The 22,670-nt window shown below is 36.6% G+C and carries 23 protein-coding genes, 7 tRNA genes and 3 pseudogenes; 10 read left to right on the top strand and 23 right to left on the bottom strand.

Annotated features, from left to right (window positions below; translation table 11 throughout):
* Nucleotides 1-158 precede the first annotated feature (158 nt).
* Together NYE49_RS02780 and NYE49_RS02775 are read right to left on the bottom strand one after the other, a co-directional pair.
* Nucleotides 159-278 (bottom strand): hypothetical protein, encoded by a 120-nt coding sequence (locus NYE49_RS02780; RefSeq protein ID WP_047182139.1) that lies wholly within the window; start codon nucleotides 276-278, stop codon nucleotides 159-161.
* 10 nt (nucleotides 279-288) lie between these two features.
* A pseudogene (locus NYE49_RS02775) lies at nucleotides 289-640 on the bottom strand (tetratricopeptide repeat protein); the annotation flags it as partial.
* Between the two features lie 461 nt (nucleotides 641-1,101).
* Here NYE49_RS02775 and NYE49_RS02770 point away from each other — a divergent pair.
* The gene (locus NYE49_RS02770; RefSeq protein ID WP_174616604.1) at nucleotides 1,102-1,590 is read left to right on the top strand and encodes a DinB family protein; all 489 of its coding nucleotides are present in this window, start codon (nucleotides 1,102-1,104) and stop codon (nucleotides 1,588-1,590) included.
* 305 nt (nucleotides 1,591-1,895) lie between these two features.
* Here the strand turns inward: NYE49_RS02770 and NYE49_RS02765 are convergent, their stop codons facing one another.
* Nucleotides 1,896-2,054 carry a cystatin-like fold lipoprotein gene (locus NYE49_RS02765; RefSeq protein WP_250540421.1) on the bottom strand — a complete coding sequence of 53 codons (159 nt, stop codon included), beginning with the start codon at nucleotides 2,052-2,054 and terminating at the stop codon, nucleotides 1,896-1,898.
* Nucleotides 2,055-2,351: 297 nt separating this feature from the next.
* On the bottom strand, nucleotides 2,352-3,650 hold the full coding sequence (locus tag NYE49_RS02760) for a DUF3427 domain-containing protein (protein ID WP_250540419.1): 1,299 nt from the start codon (nucleotides 3,648-3,650) through the stop codon (nucleotides 2,352-2,354).
* Nucleotides 3,651-3,892: 242 nt separating this feature from the next.
* On the opposite strand from NYE49_RS02760, the gene NYE49_RS02755 reads away from it, so the two are divergent.
* Nucleotides 3,893-5,689, top strand: a complete 1,797-nt coding sequence (locus NYE49_RS02755; protein ID WP_047182137.1) for a T7SS effector LXG polymorphic toxin — start codon at nucleotides 3,893-3,895, stop codon at nucleotides 5,687-5,689.
* A gap of 12 nt (nucleotides 5,690-5,701) precedes the next feature.
* Nucleotides 5,702-6,160, top strand: a complete 459-nt coding sequence (locus NYE49_RS02750) for an SMI1/KNR4 family protein (protein WP_047182136.1) — start codon at nucleotides 5,702-5,704, stop codon at nucleotides 6,158-6,160.
* Between the two features lie 303 nt (nucleotides 6,161-6,463).
* Here the strand turns inward: NYE49_RS02750 and NYE49_RS02745 are convergent, their stop codons facing one another.
* Together NYE49_RS02745 and NYE49_RS02740 are read right to left on the bottom strand one after the other, a co-directional pair.
* Nucleotides 6,464-7,741 (bottom strand): hypothetical protein, encoded by a 1,278-nt coding sequence (locus NYE49_RS02745; RefSeq protein ID WP_047182134.1) that lies wholly within the window; start codon nucleotides 7,739-7,741, stop codon nucleotides 6,464-6,466.
* A gap of 191 nt (nucleotides 7,742-7,932) precedes the next feature.
* A complete protein-coding gene (locus NYE49_RS02740; protein WP_047182133.1) occupies nucleotides 7,933-9,108 on the bottom strand; it encodes an aspartate phosphatase in 1,176 nt (391 codons plus the stop codon).
* Between the two features lie 374 nt (nucleotides 9,109-9,482).
* Here NYE49_RS02740 and NYE49_RS02735 point away from each other — a divergent pair, with 374 nt between their 5' ends.
* Nucleotides 9,483-9,917 (top strand): hypothetical protein, encoded by a 435-nt coding sequence (locus NYE49_RS02735; protein ID WP_047182132.1) that lies wholly within the window; start codon nucleotides 9,483-9,485, stop codon nucleotides 9,915-9,917.
* A 20-nt stretch (nucleotides 9,918-9,937) separates the two neighbouring features.
* Complete coding sequence (locus NYE49_RS02730; RefSeq protein WP_047182131.1) at nucleotides 9,938-11,464, top strand: hypothetical protein; 1,527 nt, start codon at nucleotides 9,938-9,940, stop codon at nucleotides 11,462-11,464.
* A 113-nt stretch (nucleotides 11,465-11,577) separates the two neighbouring features.
* Here NYE49_RS02730 and NYE49_RS02725 read toward each other — a convergent pair whose 3' ends face one another.
* Nucleotides 11,578-11,964, bottom strand: coding sequence for a cystatin-like fold lipoprotein (locus NYE49_RS02725; RefSeq protein WP_047182130.1), 387 nt, complete (start codon nucleotides 11,962-11,964; stop codon nucleotides 11,578-11,580).
* A gap of 245 nt (nucleotides 11,965-12,209) precedes the next feature.
* Between NYE49_RS02725 and NYE49_RS02720 the strand changes: the two genes are divergently transcribed.
* Nucleotides 12,210-12,308: a putative holin-like toxin gene (locus tag NYE49_RS02720; protein ID WP_186437250.1), complete on the top strand. Its 99-nt coding sequence runs from the start codon at nucleotides 12,210-12,212 to the stop codon at nucleotides 12,306-12,308.
* 344 nt (nucleotides 12,309-12,652) lie between these two features.
* Here the strand turns inward: NYE49_RS02720 and NYE49_RS02715 are convergent, their stop codons facing one another.
* The 3 genes from NYE49_RS02715 to NYE49_RS02705 all read right to left on the bottom strand — a co-directional run bounded on the left by NYE49_RS02715 (nucleotide 12,653) and on the right by NYE49_RS02705 (nucleotide 14,765).
* The gene (locus NYE49_RS02715; protein ID WP_047182129.1) at nucleotides 12,653-13,159 is read right to left on the bottom strand and encodes a hypothetical protein; all 507 of its coding nucleotides are present in this window, start codon (nucleotides 13,157-13,159) and stop codon (nucleotides 12,653-12,655) included.
* A gap of 14 nt (nucleotides 13,160-13,173) precedes the next feature.
* The gene (locus NYE49_RS02710; RefSeq protein WP_047182128.1) at nucleotides 13,174-14,163 is read right to left on the bottom strand and encodes a bifunctional lytic transglycosylase/C40 family peptidase; all 990 of its coding nucleotides are present in this window, start codon (nucleotides 14,161-14,163) and stop codon (nucleotides 13,174-13,176) included.
* 104 nt (nucleotides 14,164-14,267) lie between these two features.
* Nucleotides 14,268-14,765, bottom strand: a complete 498-nt coding sequence (locus NYE49_RS02705; protein WP_052771588.1) for a phage integrase SAM-like domain-containing protein — start codon at nucleotides 14,763-14,765, stop codon at nucleotides 14,268-14,270.
* A gap of 28 nt (nucleotides 14,766-14,793) precedes the next feature.
* On the opposite strand from NYE49_RS02705, the pseudogene NYE49_RS02700 reads away from it, so the two are divergent.
* The 3 genes and pseudogenes from NYE49_RS02700 to NYE49_RS02690 form a co-directional block, all read left to right on the top strand.
* Nucleotides 14,794-14,892 (top strand): annotated as a pseudogene (locus NYE49_RS02700) (Replication initiation factor); the annotation flags it as partial.
* A gap of 424 nt (nucleotides 14,893-15,316) precedes the next feature.
* A complete protein-coding gene (locus NYE49_RS02695; RefSeq protein ID WP_047182127.1) occupies nucleotides 15,317-15,781 on the top strand; it encodes a GNAT family N-acetyltransferase in 465 nt (154 codons plus the stop codon).
* Between the two features lie 272 nt (nucleotides 15,782-16,053).
* A pseudogene (locus NYE49_RS02690) lies at nucleotides 16,054-16,583 on the top strand (site-specific integrase); the annotation flags it as partial.
* A gap of 84 nt (nucleotides 16,584-16,667) precedes the next feature.
* Here NYE49_RS02690 and NYE49_RS02685 read toward each other — a convergent pair.
* The 8 genes from NYE49_RS02685 to NYE49_RS02650 form a co-directional block, all read right to left on the bottom strand.
* Nucleotides 16,668-16,751 (bottom strand) — tRNA-Leu (locus NYE49_RS02685).
* Nucleotides 16,752-16,832: 81 nt separating this feature from the next.
* Nucleotides 16,833-16,914 (bottom strand) — tRNA-Leu (locus tag NYE49_RS02680).
* 11 nt (nucleotides 16,915-16,925) lie between these two features.
* Nucleotides 16,926-17,001: transfer RNA gene (locus tag NYE49_RS02675), tRNA-Lys, on the bottom strand.
* Between the two features lie 27 nt (nucleotides 17,002-17,028).
* Nucleotides 17,029-17,103, bottom strand: a tRNA-Gln gene (locus NYE49_RS02670).
* An 11-nt stretch (nucleotides 17,104-17,114) separates the two neighbouring features.
* Nucleotides 17,115-17,186, bottom strand: a tRNA-Glu gene (locus NYE49_RS02665).
* Between the two features lie 29 nt (nucleotides 17,187-17,215).
* Nucleotides 17,216-17,306 (bottom strand) — tRNA-Ser (locus tag NYE49_RS02660).
* 4 nt (nucleotides 17,307-17,310) lie between these two features.
* Nucleotides 17,311-17,385: transfer RNA gene (locus NYE49_RS02655), tRNA-Asn, on the bottom strand.
* Between the two features lie 122 nt (nucleotides 17,386-17,507).
* The gene (locus tag NYE49_RS02650; protein WP_047182126.1) at nucleotides 17,508-17,960 is read right to left on the bottom strand and encodes a SprT family protein; all 453 of its coding nucleotides are present in this window, start codon (nucleotides 17,958-17,960) and stop codon (nucleotides 17,508-17,510) included.
* A gap of 103 nt (nucleotides 17,961-18,063) precedes the next feature.
* On the opposite strand from NYE49_RS02650, the gene cmpA reads away from it, so the two are divergent.
* The gene (cmpA, locus tag NYE49_RS02645) at nucleotides 18,064-18,177 is read left to right on the top strand and encodes a cortex morphogenetic protein CmpA (RefSeq protein ID WP_003225207.1); all 114 of its coding nucleotides are present in this window, start codon (nucleotides 18,064-18,066) and stop codon (nucleotides 18,175-18,177) included.
* A 9-nt stretch (nucleotides 18,178-18,186) separates the two neighbouring features.
* Here cmpA and NYE49_RS02640 read toward each other — a convergent pair whose 3' ends face one another.
* From NYE49_RS02640 to rsbV, 5 genes are all read right to left on the bottom strand, one after another.
* Entirely contained in the window at nucleotides 18,187-20,346 is a 2,160-nt protein-coding gene (locus NYE49_RS02640; RefSeq protein ID WP_047182125.1) for a Tex family protein, read from the bottom strand.
* Nucleotides 20,347-20,454: 108 nt separating this feature from the next.
* The gene (gene rsbX / locus NYE49_RS02635; protein ID WP_015382836.1) at nucleotides 20,455-21,054 is read right to left on the bottom strand and encodes a phosphoserine phosphatase RsbX; all 600 of its coding nucleotides are present in this window, start codon (nucleotides 21,052-21,054) and stop codon (nucleotides 20,455-20,457) included.
* Nucleotides 21,054-21,842 (bottom strand): RNA polymerase sigma factor SigB, encoded by a 789-nt coding sequence (gene sigB / locus NYE49_RS02630; protein WP_003246715.1) that lies wholly within the window; start codon nucleotides 21,840-21,842, stop codon nucleotides 21,054-21,056. The genes rsbX and sigB overlap by 1 nt, the downstream gene beginning before the upstream one ends.
* Nucleotides 21,808-22,290: an anti-sigma B factor RsbW gene (gene rsbW / locus NYE49_RS02625; protein ID WP_003234299.1), complete on the bottom strand. Its 483-nt coding sequence runs from the start codon at nucleotides 22,288-22,290 to the stop codon at nucleotides 21,808-21,810. The genes sigB and rsbW overlap by 35 nt, the downstream gene beginning before the upstream one ends.
* A complete protein-coding gene (gene rsbV, locus NYE49_RS02620) occupies nucleotides 22,287-22,616 on the bottom strand; it encodes an anti-sigma factor antagonist RsbV (RefSeq protein WP_003234298.1) in 330 nt (109 codons plus the stop codon). Before rsbV ends, rsbW begins: the two co-directional genes overlap by 4 nt.
* Nucleotides 22,617-22,670: the final 54 nt, after the last annotated feature.

Raw genomic sequence — 22,670 nt, 5'->3', positions numbered from 1 at the left:
TTTTACGATAATGAATTGATTCTAATTTTAAAATAGTAACTTTATTTACACCTATTTTATCCCTTTTCATGAATTCAGGGCAACTAATTGGGCACCGATTACATTTATAGTCCAAAAAAGCTTAACCTTTTAATAAAGATTAAGCCTTTTTAGTACCCTCATGCGCCTACCCTATCTGCAGCCACTTTGACTTCTGTACTAAGATTACTTTGCAAATAAGTTATTGAAAAAACACTACTTAAAATGACTGCTGCCAATAGAACCAGGCTGATTTTCAAATCAATAATCTCACCTTTTTTTAATTTTTCGTCTTGCTTCAATACTCATGCGATAATATTCATTAGAGAGCATTAAATTTCCTTGTTTATGATAATAATCAGCGACTTCAATCGAAAAATTTTCAACATCAGCAAACATCTTCCTCGAACCCAAATATGAAAATGCATTCTCTATTAATTGAGTCTCTCCATGAGAAAAAAATAATCCCTCTAATATTTTGAATTTCGCTGAGTATTCCTTATCATCACTTTTATCGGCAATAAATCGGCCTTTCCTAAAGTTATGTCAAAGCAACATCATAATTTGGTTGTTTTGCTTCAACGTAAGTTAAAGTGAATAAAGTCTTTGTTAGGAAACTATAATCTCTGCTTGCTTCTTGAACATTATTTATTGATGTATACCATTCATTTACTTTTTCGTGACTATGCCGTACGGAATTTTATCTTTATCTAAGAAAACACCCCGCAAGAAAATTCCCATCCTTACATAAATTATTTGAATATTTACATTAATTGTATTATGTACGAACACCCTTTACTTTACAAAGATGAAGTTGCAAAAAGATACATTATATCTACTCCTTTGCGGTTTTTTTGAGGTTATACCAATACTTTTGCGACTTGACGCCACATCACGGCAGCAATCCTTTCATAGACACAAAAAAAGAGAAGTAAATACATGAGTTACTCCTCATTGTGGAGTATGGAAGGTAATCAGATGGTTCATCTCGAAATTGTAAGTTATGCCAAAACAACACTCCGCAAATGAATATTGACCGAAGGGATTATCTATTAAAAGGGATAAGATTGGAGCGAATAGAAAATGGATGTAAGGACACTTTTGTTACTACAATGGGCAAGCTGCTTAGATAAAGAAGACTGGTTTCCACCACTTGAAAAAGTATTAGAGAATATTTCTTTGGAACAGGCAATTTGGAAACCAGTTGAGGAGGCACATTCCATTTGGGAATTAGTTTGTCATTTACTTTTCTATGAAAAGAGAATTCTGTTACGCTTTCTTGGTGAAACAGCAAATGAACCAAAGGCAGAAAATAATGACGCTACATATCGATTACCAACTGAGACCTTTCAAAATTGGAAGCAAACAAAACAAGAATACTTTTCTGTTCATCGTGAACTTGAAAAAATACTAGCAAAATCAGAACTAGAAGATTTATATAGACCGATTCCTGCTGACAATCCATTAGTGCTTGAACTGAAGAGTTTAGCAATTCACAACGCATATCATATTGGGCAAATTGTATTCCTCAGTAAAATGCAAGGAGCCTGGGCAAGGAAACGCAGCTTTTAAAAAAGCCTCATTAGCTCTACAGTTATTCCATTATCAGCGAGTTTGTTGATATTGTTCGTTCAATTGGGTAAAGATCACAGAGGGCATTGATCCAAAAAGGATTAAAGCCCCTCTATTTGTTTAAGTTTCTTTGAGCCCTAAAGGATCTGCATTCTAAAAACACATTAAAGCTGAACTAACGCCTTTTGCGCTTTCCCTTCGAAGCTGAGAAGTAAACACATGGTTAATACTCCTCTAACTTAGTTTCTTTACCTGTTGCTTCTTCATAGTCTGCTGTTATAAGCCGAGTCGATCATTTTCATCGTTCATTGGCATACCTCCATCTCTCGATACTTTTCGCCGACTTTCTCATTAATAGGATACGATGTCAGTTCACGAAAAGCATCTTTCAGAGGATAAAACACAAATTGAATATATTTGGCTCCGACATAAACTCTAACAAGTGCATTGTCTCGTTTATATATGAGGTCACTGTCATCTAGTTTTTCTTTATATTGATTACATCATCTAGACAATTTAAAAATAAGCATAAAAAAATACCAAAGGTCAACTACCCTTGGTATTATTGAGATGCGGTCGAGAGGACTTGAACCTCCACGGGTTATTCACCCACTAGGCCCTCAATAAAGTGAATCTGCGTTTTCTGTTATAAAACCTTTATATATCAGTGTTTGTTTATTTTGATTATGCGCACTTACACTTGTTAATTCATATTCAGGAGTAAAAATGGAGTAGCCCCCCGATTAAAGTAATGGTTGCTTTTATCTATTATCGTTTATAATGTCTTTTAACTCCTCGACTGTGAAAGCTGGTTTCTTCTTATGCAACATAGCATGACAATTTGGACAAACTGGTCGTAAATCGTTGATCGGGTCAATTTCGTACTCCTTGCCTATCTGATTTAACTCAATTATATGATGTACGTGTATAAAGCCTTTACCCAATTCTCCGAATACCTTTTCAAAATCAAACCCACAAATGACACAACTAAAACCATAATGCTCTAAACACTTTTTCCTTGCCATGGGATTTCTCTCATAGACGTTGACTGAGACCTTTTTTGTGGCTCCTTCTATATATCTTGTTGGGTTATCAATTTCTTCAGCCATTTGATTATGTCGGATTTCTTTTTCATCATTAAATTCCCAAATAATTTTGACTGGCTTAGTGTCATGAAATTCTTTTACTCTGGCATTTCCTTGGTAAGTAAAGAGGGGAATATTACTATCTTCACGTGTGAAAATATAAATATTACCTTTTGGTTTTAACATAGACTGAATAGAAGCATTTTGTAATGAGTGACTATTCTTACCAAACCATTGAAGGTCATCTCCGATAAATTTATTGTCGTAATCATGCCCCGTTCTTCCGGCTGAACTTATATTAACAAAGACAAATACGTCATTATTAAATGAAGTATACCCCGTGTTCCAATTCCCGCCCTGTTTACCTTCTGGTACGTTAAAAATCTTGTATATATCTTTTCTTGAGTATTGTTCTCCAATTTTCAAAGGATGTGCATCAGTGTTATGAATCAATGAAGTTATTTTTGTAAATGTTTTTGGATTTAACGGCATTGATGAGGCTTGAAATCCTTTTATTAAGTATTTATCATATTCATCATTTTCAAAGTCTAGATCCTCAAGTAAGATTGGCGAATGCAGCAAATTCTTTATGTATCTAACTGGTACTCGGTAATTGAAATGATCACTTTCTTCATAATAATAATTTTCATCCTTATCAGATGAGTAGACGGGTTTTCCCGTTATTTCTACTACCGCATAAATACCTCGATTTAATTTTGGTTTACCATTTAACATTTCTTTATTCCGGTTATCATGTCCAACTCTAATAATCCCTTGTTGACCTTCCTTAAACCACTCTTTTTGCCAACTTGTAATGGAAAATGTATCTTCTATTTGGTTCGAACTCAAAAAATCATCAATAGCCCAAACCTTTGGGTTACAGAAAAATGTCCAGAACCCTGTCGGTTTAATGGCTTGTTTTTCTTTTATGTTTAGTGCAATTGTTTTCCCTAAACTCACTTTTAGTTCCCCCATATTCTGTATCTCTTTTTATTATACAGTCTTCCTAACACTATCTTCGGAATTTAATTAAATGTTTTTGATTCCGTTTCAAAAATGAAAGACAAATATATTTTGAATATAAACAACTGTTACTTCTCCAACTTACATTATGCCAAGTGATCTAAAAATTCGTTCTCTCCCCTTAAACTTTTTTAAAACTTTCACATCTATTCCATGGTAATATTTAGATATAAAATCACTGAAAGGATTGGACAATGAAGGTATTTGAAGCTAAGTCTTTGTTATCTGAAGCTGAAAATCGAGCAAAAGATTATAAAGAATTGAAAAATCAAATGATTAAGCTAAGAAAAGCATTTAAGGCTGTTGCTGATCTGGATGACAGTGAGTTCTCTGGCAAGGGAGCAAACAATATCAAAGCATTTTATCACGATCATGTGGGTGTCACTGATCAATGGATTGATTTAATTGAAATGAAGATCGCTTTCCTTACTAGTATCTCCGGTGTTCTAGAAGATGCCAGCCTATCCGATGCATATGTCGAAGAATCATTCTTAGAACATGAACTAGCAAACGCATATAAAAAATCAAAATCAATTATGTCTGAACAGAAGAAAGCAATGAAAGATATTCTGAATGACATTGATGACATTCTTCCACTTGATTTATTTTCAACAGAGACTTTTAAGGATGAGCTCTCTTCTGCCGAAAACAAACGGAAAAAGACTGTTGATAAAATAGGCGATGTGGACGAAAACTTAAAAACTGAATATGCAATAACTGAACCTAACGAACAATTCATTAAAGCAGACTTTCAAAAGTTACAGGAATCAACAGGTAAGGGCAAGAATGCTACACCCCTTCACTATAATGCCAAGGCATATCGTGAGAGCGATATACATAAGAAAAAAGGCAATATCGAAAAGCAATCTGAAGCATATTTAAAGATAAAAAAAGAAGAAGCTAACAAACGTGAAATAAAAGATTTGAAAAAGCAGCTTGTAAAGGTAACAGATCCAGACGAGTATTTAAAAATTGCGAAGAAAATAGGATACGAGAATTTGGAACCTGAGCAGCTAGTTTATTTCCGCCAACTCGAAGAACTCCAACAAAAAGCTGAAATTGGAAAAGGTATTGCAGTGGGAATGTATGAAGCAGGTAAAGATACAGTGATGGGTCTCTATCAACTTGCAAGACACCCGATTGAATCACTTTCTGGAACTGTGAACGCAGCCTTACATCCAATCGATACTTATAAGATCATAGCAAAAGACATAGAAGACACATTTCAACGTGATATGATTAATGGAGATAGCTACAGCAGAGCAAAATGGGTTTCCTATGTAGGCAGTACTGTTGTTCTTGCAATAGTTGGTCCGAAGGGTATTGATAAAGTATCCAAAGTTGCAAAAGCCGGTTCAAAAGTTGCTGCAATTAAGACACTTGAAGCTTCAAAAGCAGGAATAAAAAAAGGTAGCGAATACGTTAAAATACCAAATGTTTTTGAACAACAGTATGCAATGGCTGGTGGTTCAGGGACTTTTCCATTCAACACAATAGATGGGGAGAGTTATAAAAAATCATTTCATCAGTTTTCCAAAAAGGTAGCTGATGTAACTCGAAAACCTTTTACGGGGAAATACATTGATGTTCCTTGGTTAAATAAAGAAAAATATACTGCTGCTGAAATAGAAGGAAAAGTGAAAGCTAAAGGAAATATAAAAGACGTAAGCCGAAAAGTGTATATGTTAAAAGATATAGACCTAAATCAAAAAAATCGTAAAGGCCAAACAAATCTTCAATTAATGAAACTTGGCAATGCACCTTTTGCAAAGGACGGAACACAAATAAACCTACATCATTTAATCCAAGAAGAACCTGGTACAATGGTTGAAGTTCCTGAAAGCCTGCACAAAAAATATCACAATATTCTCCATGGTTTAAAGGAAAACGGGCAAAGTTTTAGAAACAATCCCGAACTTTCTGCTCAATACGACAGTTTTAGAAAGAGATATTGGAAGTGGAGAGCACAACAATTTGAAAAACAACAGTAAGAGGTGAATGTTATGGATTACTCAACAATACAAAAGTTTTTAGAAGAAAACAAAGAATTCTCTATCATCACTGGAGGAGTCAGCGAGAAAGAGATTTTTGAGATAGAAGAAGAACTTGAAGTTTCTCTCCCCGAAAGTTATAAATGGTTTTTAAAAGAGTATGGTTCTGGTGGTGCATACGGAACAATGATCCTTGGTTATGACTCTGAAGGCGCTGAAGTTGTAGAGCAAACAAAAGAATACAGAACATTTTACGGTCTTATACCAGGTCTTGTTGTTATAGAGTATATAGATGAATTCTCTTATTGTCTTGATACAAACAGAATGGTAGATGGAGAGTGTCCAGTTATTCTTTGGGATAACCATGAAGGATATGGTTTTACTGCTGCAAGTAATTTTCTTGAATTTTTTCTTCAGCGACTTGAAAAAGGTAAAGAGGACTTAGATGAAGATGAGGATTGGGGAGATTAATCTTAACAATTCTCAAAATAAAGGTGTTAGAAAACCATACCAAGATGTTTTGGTATGGTTTTCTAAGATAGACTCTCACCTTTTGAAATCTATATTCATGGCAATTCCTTTTTCATTCCCATCATTTATTACGTTTTTTATGAGTTTTTGGTAATGATTAAATTTGAATAGATACTATAGAGACTTATAACTCTAAAGCAAAGATAATAAAGTTACTAATATGGTTTTGTACCTTCCTCTAAATCGAGTCCTGTATCTCTCCAAATTTCTGATGTTATGTGAAATAAATCATTGCAATTAAAGTTATACCTGCCATCTAACACCAAAACGAAAAAATGGATCGTTCATAATAATTTTTTCTGTATCAGTATTATAATCTAAAGCAGGCTCTAAAGGAGAAGTTTCCTTACAGATATCAACCATTTTATTTAATGTATATACTGTATGACTTCTAGATATATCCTTTTCTGTCGGAATACATAAGTCGTTTATTACTTTTACAAAGGATTTAATAGGGATCTCTTCATGATGTGCTACTTTTGCAAGTCCTTTAAGAATAATCTCATATGAGTCTAACTTTGAACCATCTAACATATTATACAAGTTTCTTTTTTGACCTTTAGTAACTTTTCCGTTTTTTAATCGCTCTAACAAGGTTACATTAGTTTGAGGCAAGTTAGAATAAATGTTTTTCAGATCCTTGGAATCTAAATTAATTTTATACTCACTATCAAATTGCTCTCGTACTCCATATTCTTTACAAAAATGTGCACAAATCTCTTGCATAAGATAAGGGTTTTTAAAGCTGTTCTCTATGAAAGATTTAATAACATCTTCCTCAAGCAGAATATTTAATTTTTCAAAACCGGATGTCGGTATGAACTCTAGTTCCTTTTCTTCCCACTCAGGTACTCTAATGTTCTTAATTCTAGCTTCCATATCTCTTTCAGCTTTAACTACATCCTCACCTCTATTAGGAATTAATATAATACAAACATGGAGTTTCTCCAGTATGTATGGTTTTAACTTATGTATTATTTCAGTTTGTTCGTGTGGTTCTAAATAATGAAAATCATCAAATACTAATATAAAATCATTATCTATTAGATACTTTGTCGTTTGTTTGAGCAAACTTTTTTTATATTCTTGAGTAACTTCATTTTCACTTCTCATTTCACCTTTAATTCCTGCTGAACTGTTAAACTTAGCTTTAAAAAAATGAAGAAATGTTTTCCCCATAGATAATTCTACTCCAGCAGAAATATTTGTATCAACAGCACCTTTAGTTTTAACTGTATTAGTTTCATTACTAGGAACCTCAATTAAAGATGCTATAACTTCTTCTAGGATTTCCCCTTTTAAATCACTTGGTTGAATAAAGACCACCTTGTCAGCCGGCAAGCATTTTTTCGCTAAAACTGTTTTTCCAATTTTAGAAGGGCCTGATAGAACTATTATCTTTCCTCCAAACTCTAGTTCGATTTGAAGATCATTTTCAAGTTTTTTTTCTTTCCTATCATTGTATGTATACTCAGGAACCAAACCCGGAGTGAATACTTGACTTGCTTTTATTTTGCTCATAGAAACGCCTCCAACTTTTTCATATAATAAACAGTCTATTGTACTAGTAATATTATACTCTTTTTTTTACAAAAAAACACAAAAAAGAAGGGTTAACCCCTTCTCTTTATGCACCAACTCGATCTGCTGCAATTTTGAAATCACCATTTAAAGCACTATCTGTATCAGAAAAGTGATTAAATGTTAAGAAGCTACTTAATACCATTACTGTTAATAGAACTTGGCTGATTTTCATTTATAATCTCTCCTTTCTTTATTTTTCGTCTCGCCTCAATGCTAATACGATAATACTCATTTGATAGCTCTAAATTACCCTGATGATGAAAATAATGCCCAATTTCAGTAGCGAAATTTTCAACGTCAGCAAACATTTTTCTGTCTGTAAGATAAGAAAATGCTTCATTAATTAAATGATATTCACCATTCGAAAAATAAAGTCCTTCCAAAATTTTAAACTTTGCTGTGTATTCCTTATCCTTGTTCTTTTCAGCTACCTCTTTACCCTGCAAAAAGTATTTCTGAGCAACTTTAAAATTACTTCTTTTCGCCTCAACATGAGCCATAGCAAATAAAGCTTTTGTTAAAAAACTATGTTCAGATTTTTCGAAAATTTTAATCGATGAATCTAGATAATTAGCAGCATTATCGTAATCCTTTAATTCCTCATAACAAATTCCAATATTCATCTGAGACATGCCAATCAAATGATCAACCTTTATATCCTTTGCAATATCTAAAGCCTTTAAAAATTGTTGTAAAGCCATTTCAAACTCTAAAGAATCAATCAAATTACCTGCTACAATAAATTGACATCTTAATGTCTGAACAGCATATTCATCATATTTCTTAAATATCTTTAGCGCTCGATTAGCATAATTCATTGAGAAATAAGTCTGTTTCATATAATAATAAACGTACGACACTTTGAAGAAAAATTCTGCCCTTTCTATCTCATCCTCAACCTGATATAACTTAGTTTCCGCAATCCTATAAGCGCTAATAGCAGTAGTTAACTCCTTTCGCCTAAATTCATACATACCCAAGAAAAAGAAATAATAATATTCAAGCATTCCTGTCAGTTGCCCTTGCTCTTCTATTTCCTTTATCGTTTCATAAGCACTATTTAGATCATCTATTTTTTTCGATTCCATATAAGATAACATTATCTCATGTCTGAATTCTAACAATTGATAATATAACAAAGCGTCTTGGTTCTCTTCCATATTTACTAATTCAGCTTCAACTTCCTTTTTTATTCTCTCAGCTTTTTCAACCTGTTCATTCTTTATCGAAGTGTACCAAGCATTTAATTTTTTCGTAACTAGATCATACGGAATTTTATTTTTATCTAAAAGAATCGGACGCAAGAAATATCCCCCACCCTTACATAAATTGTCTTATTTTTTACATTAATTGTATTATGTCAGATTTAAACTAAGTATACAAAGATGAATTGCAAAAAGGTACATTATATCTACTCCTCTGCGGTTTTTTTGCGGTCATAGCAATTCTTTTGCGACTTGACAGTAACAACGCAAACAAAAAAAACTAAAATGCCTCTCTTTGATTTTACTTATCCTAGAGTCTTTATCTGAAAAATTCACATACTTCCTCAAGGGCTATTCACCTACTACGCCCTCAACGTTATAAATAATTGCTATGTATTCTCAATATTAATGAAAGCGCGACCAAAAAAATGTTAATATAAAAGCAGCTACAAAAAATTGAAGGGATGATAGTAATGATACTTGAAAATGCACTACTAGGGGCAGAATATATAGCCCATAAAGATGTACTGCCTTTAATAAATTACATGGCAACTGTCGAATTAACTGAAGAGGAGCAATATCTGTTTGCAGAAGCAACAACTAGACTAGCAAGCCATCCAGAGTTCCCTAATTTAAGGAAGAGAATTCTTACAGTTATTTTTACGAATAGTGGAAGTTTTACTCTTACGTTCCCCCCTAACCAAATAGGTTCCCAAGGTAACTATGCGGCATTTAATTATTCAATATGGGCTAATTACGATAATAGACAAAAACTTATTTGTATACTTGAAGAATTTGTTCATCATTTTTGGGATGAAACTGACGAAATTGAAACTTCAAAAATAGTATGTGAGTTTTTTTCTGATTTAGATTACAATCGTGAAACAGGAAATTATATGAATCTTTAATAAGATTGGAGTCATTCCCATTGAATCCATTAAACCAGTGCTTAAGTTGTTTCAAACAGGTTCCAACCTTTACTCTCAAAAACGATAGCTCTATTAATAAATTATGTAAAGAATGTGAAACTCAACAACTAAAACTAATATCAGAAATTCAAAATAAGTCGTTGGAAAACATTCAGAAAAATACTCATTTAAATGCCCTGCTAGATTCAGTCGCTAAAGATGAATTTGATTACATTTTTGTAAACTCAAATCAACTTCAAAAAAGCACATTACATAAAGGGTCGATAGAATTACGTAAATATATGTTTTCGCTACTAGAGGAAATTCATAAATTTTCATATGAGGCAAGTTACGAATGTATACTTTATACTAACTATTTTAAAGAGGAAGATAAAAGTTTTTTTTCTGATCATTTTTTTCAAAGGAATGCAGTTTCCAAAGTTATTGGAGCTTGGGAGAAGATCATACGGTTTCATTCGCTCTATTTTGGTATTACTTTTGATAAGAATAAAAAAAGAAATACCTTAGTGAACCTACAACGAAAGCTAAACAAAACTGATTATCTAAAAACCATTACTTATAAAGAATTATATGTTTTAAAAAGTAAAAGTTTATTCAAAGATATTGATGAAACAAGGAAGACCTACGATCACAAATTATCTTATGAAGCTGGGAGTGATATTTTTGCAACAACTAACATTGTAAATACACTATCTAAACACTGTAGTTCATTATATAAATGCTTAGAAGATTGCATTGACTTATTTAAAAAAAGTATGAGAGTTTCTCCCGAAAAGTTCGTAATTGATTTTCAATTTAAATTACCAGAAGTAGATGAAAAATTATATAAGAAGAATATGATTAAAATTCAAGAAAAGATAAAAATAAAAGATTTAGAAACCTATCAGGAGAAATCAAAAGTCTACCTCCTTAAATATTCATCACGTTTATTAGAAGCAAAAAGTTGGAAATTAAAATATTCTTCTCCTCCAATTGCATTACTCTATTATAGATTGTTCGATGTTTCAGTTAGACTCCATGAAGCAGCACGCAGTCTAGCTCAAATGGTTGATATGCATGAGTTTGGTTTACAGCATTACTCACATCCTGAGGAATACTGGATACATTTTGATGGTTTAAACTACCGTTACTTTTTGTTAAGTTCACTATTACGTGTATATTCAGTATACGATAAATTAGCCATTGTTATTCAGGAGTTATTTGAGGTTAATCCAAAAAGAAAAACGTTTGAAGGCACGATTGAATACATTCGATTAAATGAGAAATTCTATAGTGGACTCCCACCAATGAAGATATGTAATCGTATTCAAAGTAATTCTGCTTTCAAGGAAATCTATAAATCTCGACAAAATCATTTCCATTTGCTTACACCCCAGTACGTTTTGCCAAAGACGTACAAAGAAGTTGTAGATTATAAAATTTTTCATGCTATTATAGAAAACTCTAAATTAATTTATGAGTTAATTGATAGTATTGATCATGCTTTAAATCATTTTTATCTATTAGCAATTCATCAAAATAAATGATTATATCTACACTCTTTACGATTTATTTGCTTTTATAACAATACTTTGCGACTTGACATCAACATTACGCAATCCTTTTATAAACAGAAAAAAGAGGAGCAAACACAGTGTGTCTACTCCTCTAACTTTGTCTCCTCACCTTTTGCTTCTTCATAGTCTGGTGTTTTCTTTGACAAACCCAATCTATCATTCTCTCCGTTTCCAGGCATGCTATCCATTTCTTCATATTTATCACCTTGTTTTTCAAAGTAATCATATGGTGAAAGTTCACGAGAATGATCTTCTGGAAGATAAAATGCAACTTGTATATACTTCCCCCCATCATACACTCGAATTAAAGCATTCTCTCTTGTATATATACTAGTATCAGCGCCCGATTCTTTTGCACTTTTTTTGTCTAGATCAATAACTTCATTTATAGCATCATCATACTTGTTTCCACCACATGCAGTTAAAACAAACATCATCATCAAACTAAGAAAAATAAAAAGGTTTTTCAAAATCATTCCCTCCTTTTTCAATATTTAGTATAAACAAACAATTTGAACTTTTCCACTTTTTATCCAGAATGATACAAATTAAGTACGTCTTAAAAGAATCAATCCCAAAGCTATGAGTATTTATAAAACCAACTTTGCTACTTGTATTCTCCATTAAGTTCCTATAAAGTAAAACTTAGCGATAGATCGGCTTTTGTAGGGGCGTTCGGCTCACCTCCATGTTTGGAAAGAAGGGAGGTGAGAATATGGCAGTAGAAAGTGCAATTCAATTGATGCTTTCTTTTGGAATCCTAATTGTAGCGATTCTGACGTTAGCCTATAATTTCACAAACAAAAAAAAGTAAGAACGCCCCTGACTCCTACATCTTGGCGTTCCTACTCATAAATTAGACTTTTGGAAAAAAGCCGACTCCCTTGCAGGAGCTTTCTATTGCAGATCGGAGATGTTACCAGCATCTTCGATCTTTTTTATTCACAGTATACTCTTTAAAACAAATTATATTCATGTACTTTGAATTGTATTACTCGTGTGTTTCTGTGCTATCTCGTGTGTCACTGTGTCATCTCGTGTAACACACTTCCATTTTAGCAACAAACTTATTGCTTTGTCTACCCTGAAAGGGAACACAAAGCCCTAAAGAGGAATCTTGCTCCCTTCTTTCAGAATCCTACACGGACAATTGAAGGGTTATCCATTTCCCTTGACCTGCACATTATCGACTAACCAACCATCTTTTTCTTTCTTCATAGTCGTTTGAACAATCAACACTTGATTCGTAGTGACTGAATTTGCAGTCGTTGAGATTTCAACAATATTTAAAAACAATTCCCGGGACTTATCTAACGGCTTTGAATAGCTCTCTAATGAAAGTAATTCACTTTGCACGCTGACTGTATGTTTTTGATCAGAACGAGAAGGGAATGCATAGTCAAATCCTTTTCCAGTTGTATACTTCTTAACTGTTTCATACCGCTTATCTATATCGGAGTAATTAAAAAACACTTCAAAAAATGCCTTATTTTCCGAAGCGCTACTAGTTGATTCTATATGGTTCAATTCCTTGATTTTTTCTGTGAGAACTTCATTTTGATCCTTTAACTTTTCAATCTTATACGTTTGCTGTCCATTCGTAAAAAATCCGGTCAGCAATATCAATAATAAACAAGCTGAAGCCCATGCAATATGTGTTTTCATGCTTTCACCCCTAGTTATTTGATTCTTCCAAAAGATACAAGGTGATCTCTCCAATAACCTGATTTCAGATCAGAATATTCGATTCCACTGTCATTTGAATTAAACATTCTGCCATTGCCTACATAGATGCCAACATGAGTAATGGCTTTTCCTTCATATGTGCCGCAAAAGAACACCAAGTCACCCGCAGTCGCTTCTTTTTCACTTATTTTCTTTGTTGCCCCATGTTGTTCTTGTGCTGTTCTAGGAAGAGTAATTCCAGCTTTCGCAATAGACCACTGAACAAGGCCCGAACAATCAAATCCAGTTTTCGGGTTTGAACCGCCCCAGGCATACGGTTGCCCTTCATATTTCAAAGCTTCTTTCATGACCGTTTCATAGAAATCCATAGAACCGTTCACAGGCTTTACATTTTTATCAGAGCCTTTCACATACCTCATGACATGGTCAACATAACTTGGGTCACCGTAGCTTTTCCAGCCCATTTTAAAAGCTTGCAGTCGGCTAAAATCAAGTGCTAATTTCTTAGTGTATTTCCCGCCATTCTTTTTCACATAGTCTATAAATCCAGAACCGCAATTGTATGCCTGTAAGGTTAAACGAACATCACCGCCAGCCTGTTTAAAAACCTTCTTAAAATGTTTAATGCCAACTTCAATCGAACGTTCTGGGTCAGTTATGGAGTTTGGAGGTAAACCGATACTCTCGGAACTTTGCATGATATCTAAAGAACGCCCACCACTTTCTTGCATGGTGAGCGCCATAATAATATTCACTTGATCAAAAACACCTTCCTGACGGGCGTACTTCTCAAATACAGCCCTAAATCGTTCGACTTTCGGCGCAATGCCAACCGTCTCATATTCGCCATCCCCGCCGCCTATGAAATCGTCTCCGACTTGATTTTCTCTTGATATCGTCATAACCACTACGATACATAAAACAAAATAGAAGATAAAAGGAGCCGAGAACACCACAGGAAGAACTACCTTTTTACTTATCATTTTGTTCTTTCATCCCTTCTCAGTGTAGAATACTTTAAAAAGCTGCTCTTCACTTTTATCTATTAATTTTATAAATGTTTTAAATTGCTCAGGTGTCCAAAATTTCATTTGTTTTTTAGTATTGAAAGATTAGGTACTCCATCGCATGGATTTGCATTAATAATTTTTTCATTAATTGCGGTATCAAATAACTTTTTTAATATGATCATTATGTTGTTAACAGTTTTGTTAGATAATCCTGTATCAATCAATTGTTTCTGAAAAAGTCTTATTTCTGTATGAGTAAGCTTCTTGATATTACTATTTATAAAGTGAGGAGTAATATGTTTATCAATTGTGTATAACTGAATCTGATAATAGTTAGGTTTGTTGTGAAGTGTGCAATTCTCCAAGTATATATCTTTCACCTCGTTAAAACTTAAGTTTCTTTGGCTTGGTTGTAAGCCAGAATTGTATTTATGTTTGAGTGCAATGTACAATTCTTCTGCCTCTTTTTTTGTTTTTGCCATTCTTATTTTTCTTCTGCGCCTTCCTGTAACTGGATCTACACCGACGCTTATATCTACTTTGTATGAACCGTTCTTCAGCTTTTTAATTGGCATGACTGTCAACTCCTATCCAAATGCCTCGACTTTGCTGTCAGATATGATCGCAGAAGCTGAACTGGCGGAAAAACATGAAAAAATGTTGAATGTGTTTATAGCTGATGTTGCTGATATGGTCGTTTAAAAACAAGCTGCTAAACCTTTATAAACATAAGTGATGCGATTAAACGTATGTGTCAACGGTACCGGAACGAAGTGAGGATAAGGAGTTGACATATTCAGCGCCACCAAAACCCTCTTGGCATTGAACAAACAACCGTTTGTTCCTGCCTACCGGCGAGAGAGTCCCCCGATGATTCGGGGGAATAGGGGGATAGAATATTAGCAATCCAACGGGCTTCCGTTGGTGGGTTTGGGTGAAACCCAAAAGTTTTAAGTAATTATTTCACATTTTGCATGTAATATTTTAACAATGATTTTATGTTTGGAGAGGAAATTTATAAGAATTACTTATGTAATACCATTGGAAAACAAATGTTAACGTATGGGATTTAATGAGGTAGAATTTTAGTTAAAATGATTCAGCGCTCATTAAGGAGGGAAATTTGTTGGAACAAGAAACCAAGTTTAGAATAGCTACTGAACTAGATTTAGATAGAATTGTGAAAATGCTTGCTGATGATGAATTGGGAAGGCTTCGTGAGCGTTATGAACAACCACTTCCGGAAAGTTATACAAAAGCATTTCGAGCTATCACGTCTGACCCTAATAATGAGTTGGTAGTAGCTTTTCAAGACGATGAAGTGATCGGTGTACTTCAAATTACATTTACTCCGTATATTACACACCAAGGTGGATGGAGATCTACTATTGAAGGAGTTAGAACAGCCTCATCCGTGCGTGGTAAGGGGGTTGGAACTGAACTTATAAAATGGGCAATTCAACGTGCAAAGAAACGTGGTTGTCACTTAATTCAACTTACAACAGATAAGCACAGAGTCGACGCATTACGTTTTTATAAACGATTAGGTTTTAAATCGACGCATGAAGGATTAAAAATGAAATTGGAATAGTAATCTTAATCAGCTAGGTAGTGCTTATTTCAATAAAGATTTATCATGAATAAATTAAGGATCCTTGTTTTATGGTCATTTGTCATAATATTACCAATCGAAAAAAACGTTTAAGAACAGTATGAGTGTTAATTCTGCTGTTCTTTTTTGCGTGTGCAAAATTAGATTAAACAGCAATCCAACGGGCTTCCGTTGGTGGGTTTGGGTGAAACCCAAGAACTTAAATCGGAGGGATAAGATGTTTAACATTAATCTGTTGAATCAGGCCCGACTCTGTTGCTTATTTCACGGGAATGAGATGTGGAGAACTGCTCGCTTTGACTTGGAATGATATTGATAGCGTAAGAAAAGAAATAAATGTGTATAAGTCACTATCATTTATTAAAGGTGAATATAAAATCACTCCACCAGAGACCAAAAATTCTAATAGAAGGATCAGTGTTAATACAAAATTACTTGAAATGTTACTGGAGTGGAAAGAGAAACAAAAAGACATATTAGAAAAACTTCAAGTATCATCATCAGATAACACTTTTATTTTTCAATACAAAGAGAGCCCAGCCAATAAAGACATTTTTAGCCGAAAAATCAAAACAATTTGTGCGCGAGGAGAGGTAGAACCGATCCGCCTTCATGATCTGAGACATTCACATGTCGCATTGTTAATTCATCAAAGGGAAGATTACATCACAATATAAGAACGACTAGGACATGCTTCCATCAAAACAACAATCGAGGTTTATGGTCATCTCTTTCCTAATAAACAAAAAGAAACTGCTGATAGCTGGATGAATTATTCTAACAAGTGGAGTAAAAAGGAGTAAACCTTAAAATTAAAAGAGAGCATAAAAAAATACCAGGGGTCTACAACCCTTGGTATCATTGATGCGGCCGAGAGGACTTGAACCTCCACGGGTTATTCACCCACTAGGCCCTCAACCTAGCGCGTCTGCCATTCCGCCACGACCGCGTGATCATGAAATTGTGTTTGTGCTGGTTTAGTAGGCTCTTAACCTATTAAAAACTATTTGCGTGCACTTTGTAAATAAAGTGCGGGTGAAGGGACTCGAACCCCCACGTCGTAAGACACTAGATCCTAAGTCTAGCGCGTCTGCCAATTCCGCCACACCCGCAAAAAGATAAATGGTGAGCCATGAAGGACTCGAACCTTCGACCCTCTGATTAAAAGTCAGATGCTCTACCAACTGAGCTAATGGCTCTTACTATTAGATTTTAAAAAATAAAAATGGCTGGGCTAGCTGGATTCGAACCAACGCATGACGGAGTCAAAGTCCGTTGCCTTACCGCTTGGCTATAGCCCAACGAAATGGAATGACCCGTACGGGATTCGAACCCGTGTTACCGCCGTGAAAGGGCGGTGTCTTAACCGCTTGACCAACGGGCCGATGGTTGAGAACTTATATCGAAATCTTATGGCGGAGAAGGAGGGATTTGAACCCTCGCGCCGCTTACGCGACCTACACCCTTAGCAGGGGCGCCTCTTCAGCCACTTGAGTACTTCTCCAATATGGCTCCACAGGCAGGATTCGAACCTGCGACCGATCGGTTAACAGCCGATAGCTCTACCACTGAGCTACTGTGGAATAATGAGACAAGACTTATTATATCAACCTTGATTTACAGTGTCAAGAGGTAAATGTTTTTATTTATCTCTCGTAACGACTTTTATAATGTAACACAGGCTTGCCATATTCGTCAACCTTTTTCACGAAAAAATTCTTTTTATTTTTCCGCGGCATTTTCCGCACCTGTATCTGTCAGGGTTCATGGCGCGCTTCTTTATATACTGTTGGCCGCAGGCCGTACAGATATACATATAAGTTTTTTTGTTTTCCGCTTTTTTCTTAAGGGGTGTACAGAACCTCGGCGCGTTGACTTGCTGCAAAAGCATTCTAAAATCTCTGTCTCTGTGCTTGTACCCTTTTCCTTCAAGATGAAGATGATAATGGCAGAGCTCATGCTTGATGATGCCGACCAGTTCCTCCCTGCCGTGTTCAATCAAATATTTTCTGTTCAATTCAATGTTATGGGAGGTTAACAGGTACCTTCCGCCCGTGGTTTTAAGCCTGTCATTAAAAAGCGCCTGATGGCGGAACGGCTTTTTAAAATATGTTTTAGAAATATCCTCTGTCAGCTTTTGAAGCTCTATATTATCCATAGTGCACCTCACTTAAAAAACATTGAACGGGACAATTCACCGTTCGCATACAATATGGTAATCACCGTCCCTCTTATGATAAAAGCTGAGGAGGAATGAGCCTATGCCAAATTGGCTTAAAAAGCAGATGCAAAAAGCGTTCCTTGAAAAAGATAATTACCAAATTAAACTGCTGAATCAATGCTGGTATTTCTATAGGAAAAAACACTGCTCGTAAGCAGTGCTTTTATTTTACCATAGACAGCGATACTCTGCCTTTATGTACATCTACGCCGTCAACCCAAACTGTCACGATATCGCCGACAGATACGACATCAAGAGGATGCTTAACAAATTGATTGCTCAGTTTTGAGATATGCACAAGCCCGTCTTGTTTAACTCCGATATCAACAAACGCTCCGAAGTCCACTACATTGCGCACGGTGCCCTGCAGTTCCATTCCCTCTTTCAAATCTTCCAGCTGAAGGACGTCTGTTTTCAGCAAAGGCTTAGGCACCTCATCACGTGGATCGCGTTCCGGCCTTGTCAGCTGTTCACAAATATCTTTCAGAGTGATTTCTCCGATTCCCAGCTCTTTTGCCGTTTCAGAAAGCGCCAGCTGATTGATTTTATCCTTCAATTCCGCCGTGCCGATATGTTCTGTTGAAAGTCCGAGTTTTTTCAAAAGCGCTTTTGTTTCTTTATAGCTTTCCGGGTGGATGCCTGTTCTATCCAAAGGCTCTGTCCCTTCCTGCACTCTTAAGAAACCGATACATTGCTCATAGGTTTTCGCACCGAGCCTCGGGATGTCCTTCAGTTCTTTTCGATTTGAAAACTTTCCGATTTCCTCACGTTTTTTGACAACGTTGCCTGCTACAGACTTCGATAATCCAGCTACATATTGAAGCAGCGCGGCGGAGGCTGTGTTAACGTTTACTCCCACCTGGTTTACGACCGTTTCGACGACGAACCGCAGAGATTCATTTAAGCGTTTTTGGCTGACGTCATGCTGATACTGCCCAACACCAACAGACTTCGGATCGATCTTAACGAGCTCCGCGAGCGGGTCTTGAAGTCTTCGCGCAATAGATACGGCACTGCGCTCTTCAACCTTAAGGTCAGGGAATTCTTCTCTGGCAAGCTCTGAAGCCGAATAGACGCTTGCTCCCGCTTCATTGACAATCACATAATAAATTTTGCGCGGCATGTCTTTCAGTACATTTACGATGAATTGCTCTGTTTCTCTGGATGCTGTGCCGTTTCCGATCGCCACCATCTCGACTTGATACTGCTCAAGAATCTTTTTTACTTTTTCATGGGCTTCTTTTGTTTTGTTGACTGGCGCATGCGGATAGATCACATCAATTTTCAAGACTTTTCCGGTCTCATCTGACACAGCGAGCTTACAGCCAGTTCGAAAGGCTGGGTCAACACCGAGAACGGTTTTGCCTTTCATCGGCGGCTGCAAAAGAAGCTTTCTCAAATTCTCTGAGAAAATATGAATCGCCTGTTCATCAGCTTTTTCTGAGAGCTCTTTCCTGATTTCACGCTCGATTGCCGGCTGGATCAGCCTTTTATAGCTGTCTTCAATTGTCTCCTGCAAAATCTCTTTTACGGATGTTGAGCGATTTTTGATGATTTGTTTTTCTAAATACGCCTTAATGTGATCCGCAGGCGGTTCGATCGACACCTTTAAAATGTCTTCTTTTTCGCCGCGGTTCATTGCCAGCACCCTATGCGGAACGACTTTTGCAATTGGCTCTTCATACTCGTAATACATTTCATACACATTTTTCTCATCGGTGTCTGCCGACTTTCCGGCTGCAGACTTAATGGTTCCTCTTTTGAAGGTTTCCTGACGAATCCACTTTCTGAAGGTCGGCTCGTCTGAGATTTGTTCCGCAATAATGTGCTTGGCGCCTTCAATCGCTTCTTCTCGTGTGAACACTTCTTTTTCTTCGCTGATGTATTGGTCTGCTGTTGCTGCCAGACGATCATCTTGGGGAAGTGTCAGGATATAGTCGGCAAGCGGCTCAAGGCCTTTGCTTTTGGCGACTGTCGCCTTTGTTTTACGCTTTTGTTTATAAGGGCGGTAAAGGTCTTCCACTTCCTGAAGCTTCACCGATTGCTCGATTTTACGTTTTAGATCATCTGTCAGTTTATCCTGCTCTGCAATCAGCCTGATGACTTCTTCTTTTCGCTGATTCAGGTTTTGTATGTATTGCCAGCGTTCAGAAATCGTCTGAATCTGAACCTCATCCATTGAACCCGTCTGCTCTTTTCGATACCGGGCAATAAACGGGACTGTATTGCCGTCCTCAAGCAGGCGGATGACACTTTCAACGTGTTTTTGTGATAAACCTATTTCTTTCGCAATTTGCTGTTTTAAAAGGGCTGACGTTTCCATGTAACCAAAGCCTCCAATTTTGTCGTTCTTTCTCTAGTGTATCAAAAACCGAAAAAAACACATAAAAAAAAGAAGCCGGTATTCCAGCTTCTTCTTGTTCTTATTCTCTTAGGACAGCTGTCCGAGAATATAGGTCAGGTCATCTTTTCTCGATGTCGTATACATTTTCAGCGAATTCGATATGTCTTCTACCGATTGGCCTTTTTTCAAATGGGAGCGGATATCAGGTACGTTGAGTCCATCTGTATGTATAATGAACTTTGAACCCTTTTCATAGGTGGCGGTGTGCGTTTTGTATTTTTGCGGCTTGCCTGATAAATAGCCCGAAATCGGCAGAGGATAAAAGCTTTCACCAGACGGGGAATGCAGAATAAACCGTACATTTCCGACAGAGCAGTACGTAAACTGCCTTTGCTCAAAATTGATTTTCAGGATAGATGCTGTAGCGCCTCTTTTGTTTTTCATCGCCTGATTACAGCGTTCGATAATGCTTTCTACGTCTTCATTCGCATAGTTTTCCACTAAGTCTTTGATGGCTGCAGAGGATTCGTTAGCAAGTGATCCACTTCCCAGTCCGTCAGCAACCGCACAAATTAACTCCTTATCATCAGCTTTCATAAAAAAGCTGTCACCGCAAATCGATTTCCCTTCTTTATTCAGTTGATATACTAGAGTTTGAATATGCTCGTTTTCTTCAACCTGGATCATTACATTAACTCCATCGAGGGATCTTCAATCAAGGCCTCTCTGAGCTTCTTCACAGCTTTGCGCTGCAAGCGCGAGACGTGCATTTGAGATATACCGAGAATGTCCCCAGTTTCTTTTTGGCTTTTGTTTTGAATATACGTAAGGTCTATGATTTGTTTTTCACGATCTGAAAGGACATGAAGCACGCTTTGCAGCATCAATTGCTGATTGACCCGCTCATATCCGTCCTCCTGTGATCCGACGATATCAAGAATCGTGACGGTGCTTCCGTCCGAATCCGCTTCAATGCTGTGGTCAACGGATAAGGCTTGATAGCTTTTGCCCATTTCCATCGTTTCAAGAACCTCTTCTTCAGAAACATCGAGGAATTCGGCAATCTCTTCGACTTTCGGCGATCTTTGTGTTTCAGTGGTCAGCTGATCAACCGCCATTTTGATTCTTGGACCCAGTTCCTTAATTCGTCTCGGCACATGAACGCTCCATGTTTTATCTCTGAGGAAACGTTTAATTTCACCGATGATTGTCGGGATTGCAAAAGCTTCAAACGATTTGCCGACAACAGGATCGTATCGCTTAATCGCGCCTAGCAGCCCGATCATGCCGACCTGGCGGAGATCCTCGTGGAAGCTTTTGCCTTTTGAGTATTTTTTCGCAAGCATGTCAACCAGATTTGTATACACCCGCACAAGCGTTTCCTGCGCCTGTTCATCTTGCTTTGTTTGGTAATCGCTTATGAGCCGATCGACTTCATCTTTAGTTAGTTTCGTAGTTTTTGATGGTTGTGTCATGATCAACTCGCTCCCCATTTAAATACTTTGTCATCGCTACGGTGACGCCGGAGTGGTTTTGCACTCTGACTTCATCCATGAGCGTTTCCATTAAATATAGACCGAGCCCTCCTTCTGATAATTGATCAACTGTGTGCGAAGGTGTGTACGGCCCTAGATCCTGCTGCTTTTGATCAAAGTCAAAGCTGTCTCCTTCATCCGCCACAATAACCTCTAAACGGTCTTCAAACACACCGAATCGGATTGACACTTCCCCATTTTTATCTTCTTTGTAAGCGTGCTGAACCGCATTTGTGCACGCCTCGCTGACTGCGATTTTCAAATCTTCAATTTCATCGTACGTATAGCCCATTCTGCTTGCGACCCCTGACAGCGTCAGTCTTATAATTCCCACATATTCAGGTTGGGCCGGCACTTTCATTTCGATGTAATCAGCATTATTCTTCATTGCACTCCACCTTCTGACTTTGCAGAAATATCAATGATGTCCTTCAAGCCTGTAATGTCAAACAGTCGGATCAGCCGTTCAGAAAGATTTTCAAGTTTCAGCGAACCACCTTGTTTTTTCACCATTTTAAAGGTCCCTACAAAAACGCCCAATCCGGTACTGTCCATGTAGCTGACATCTTTCAGGCAAATTCTTAAGTCAGCTCCTTGTTCTGCCAGAGGAACGAGCTTCTCTCTAAGCACCGGTGCTGAGTATACATCAATTTCTCCTGCAATGTTTACTTGTATATCATTCTCGTTTTGCTTCACATCAACATTTATATTCATTCGTATCACCTCAAATTTTCCTTCAAATCACTAGTTGCTTTATACCCTCGTCTG

This window comes from Bacillus sp. FSL L8-0358 (assembly GCF_038593095.1).
Classification (GTDB): Bacteria; Bacillota; Bacilli; order Bacillales; family Bacillaceae; genus Bacillus; species Bacillus subtilis.
The sequence above is the reverse complement of the archived record's forward strand: the minus strand, read 5'-3'. Positions and strand labels throughout refer to the sequence as shown.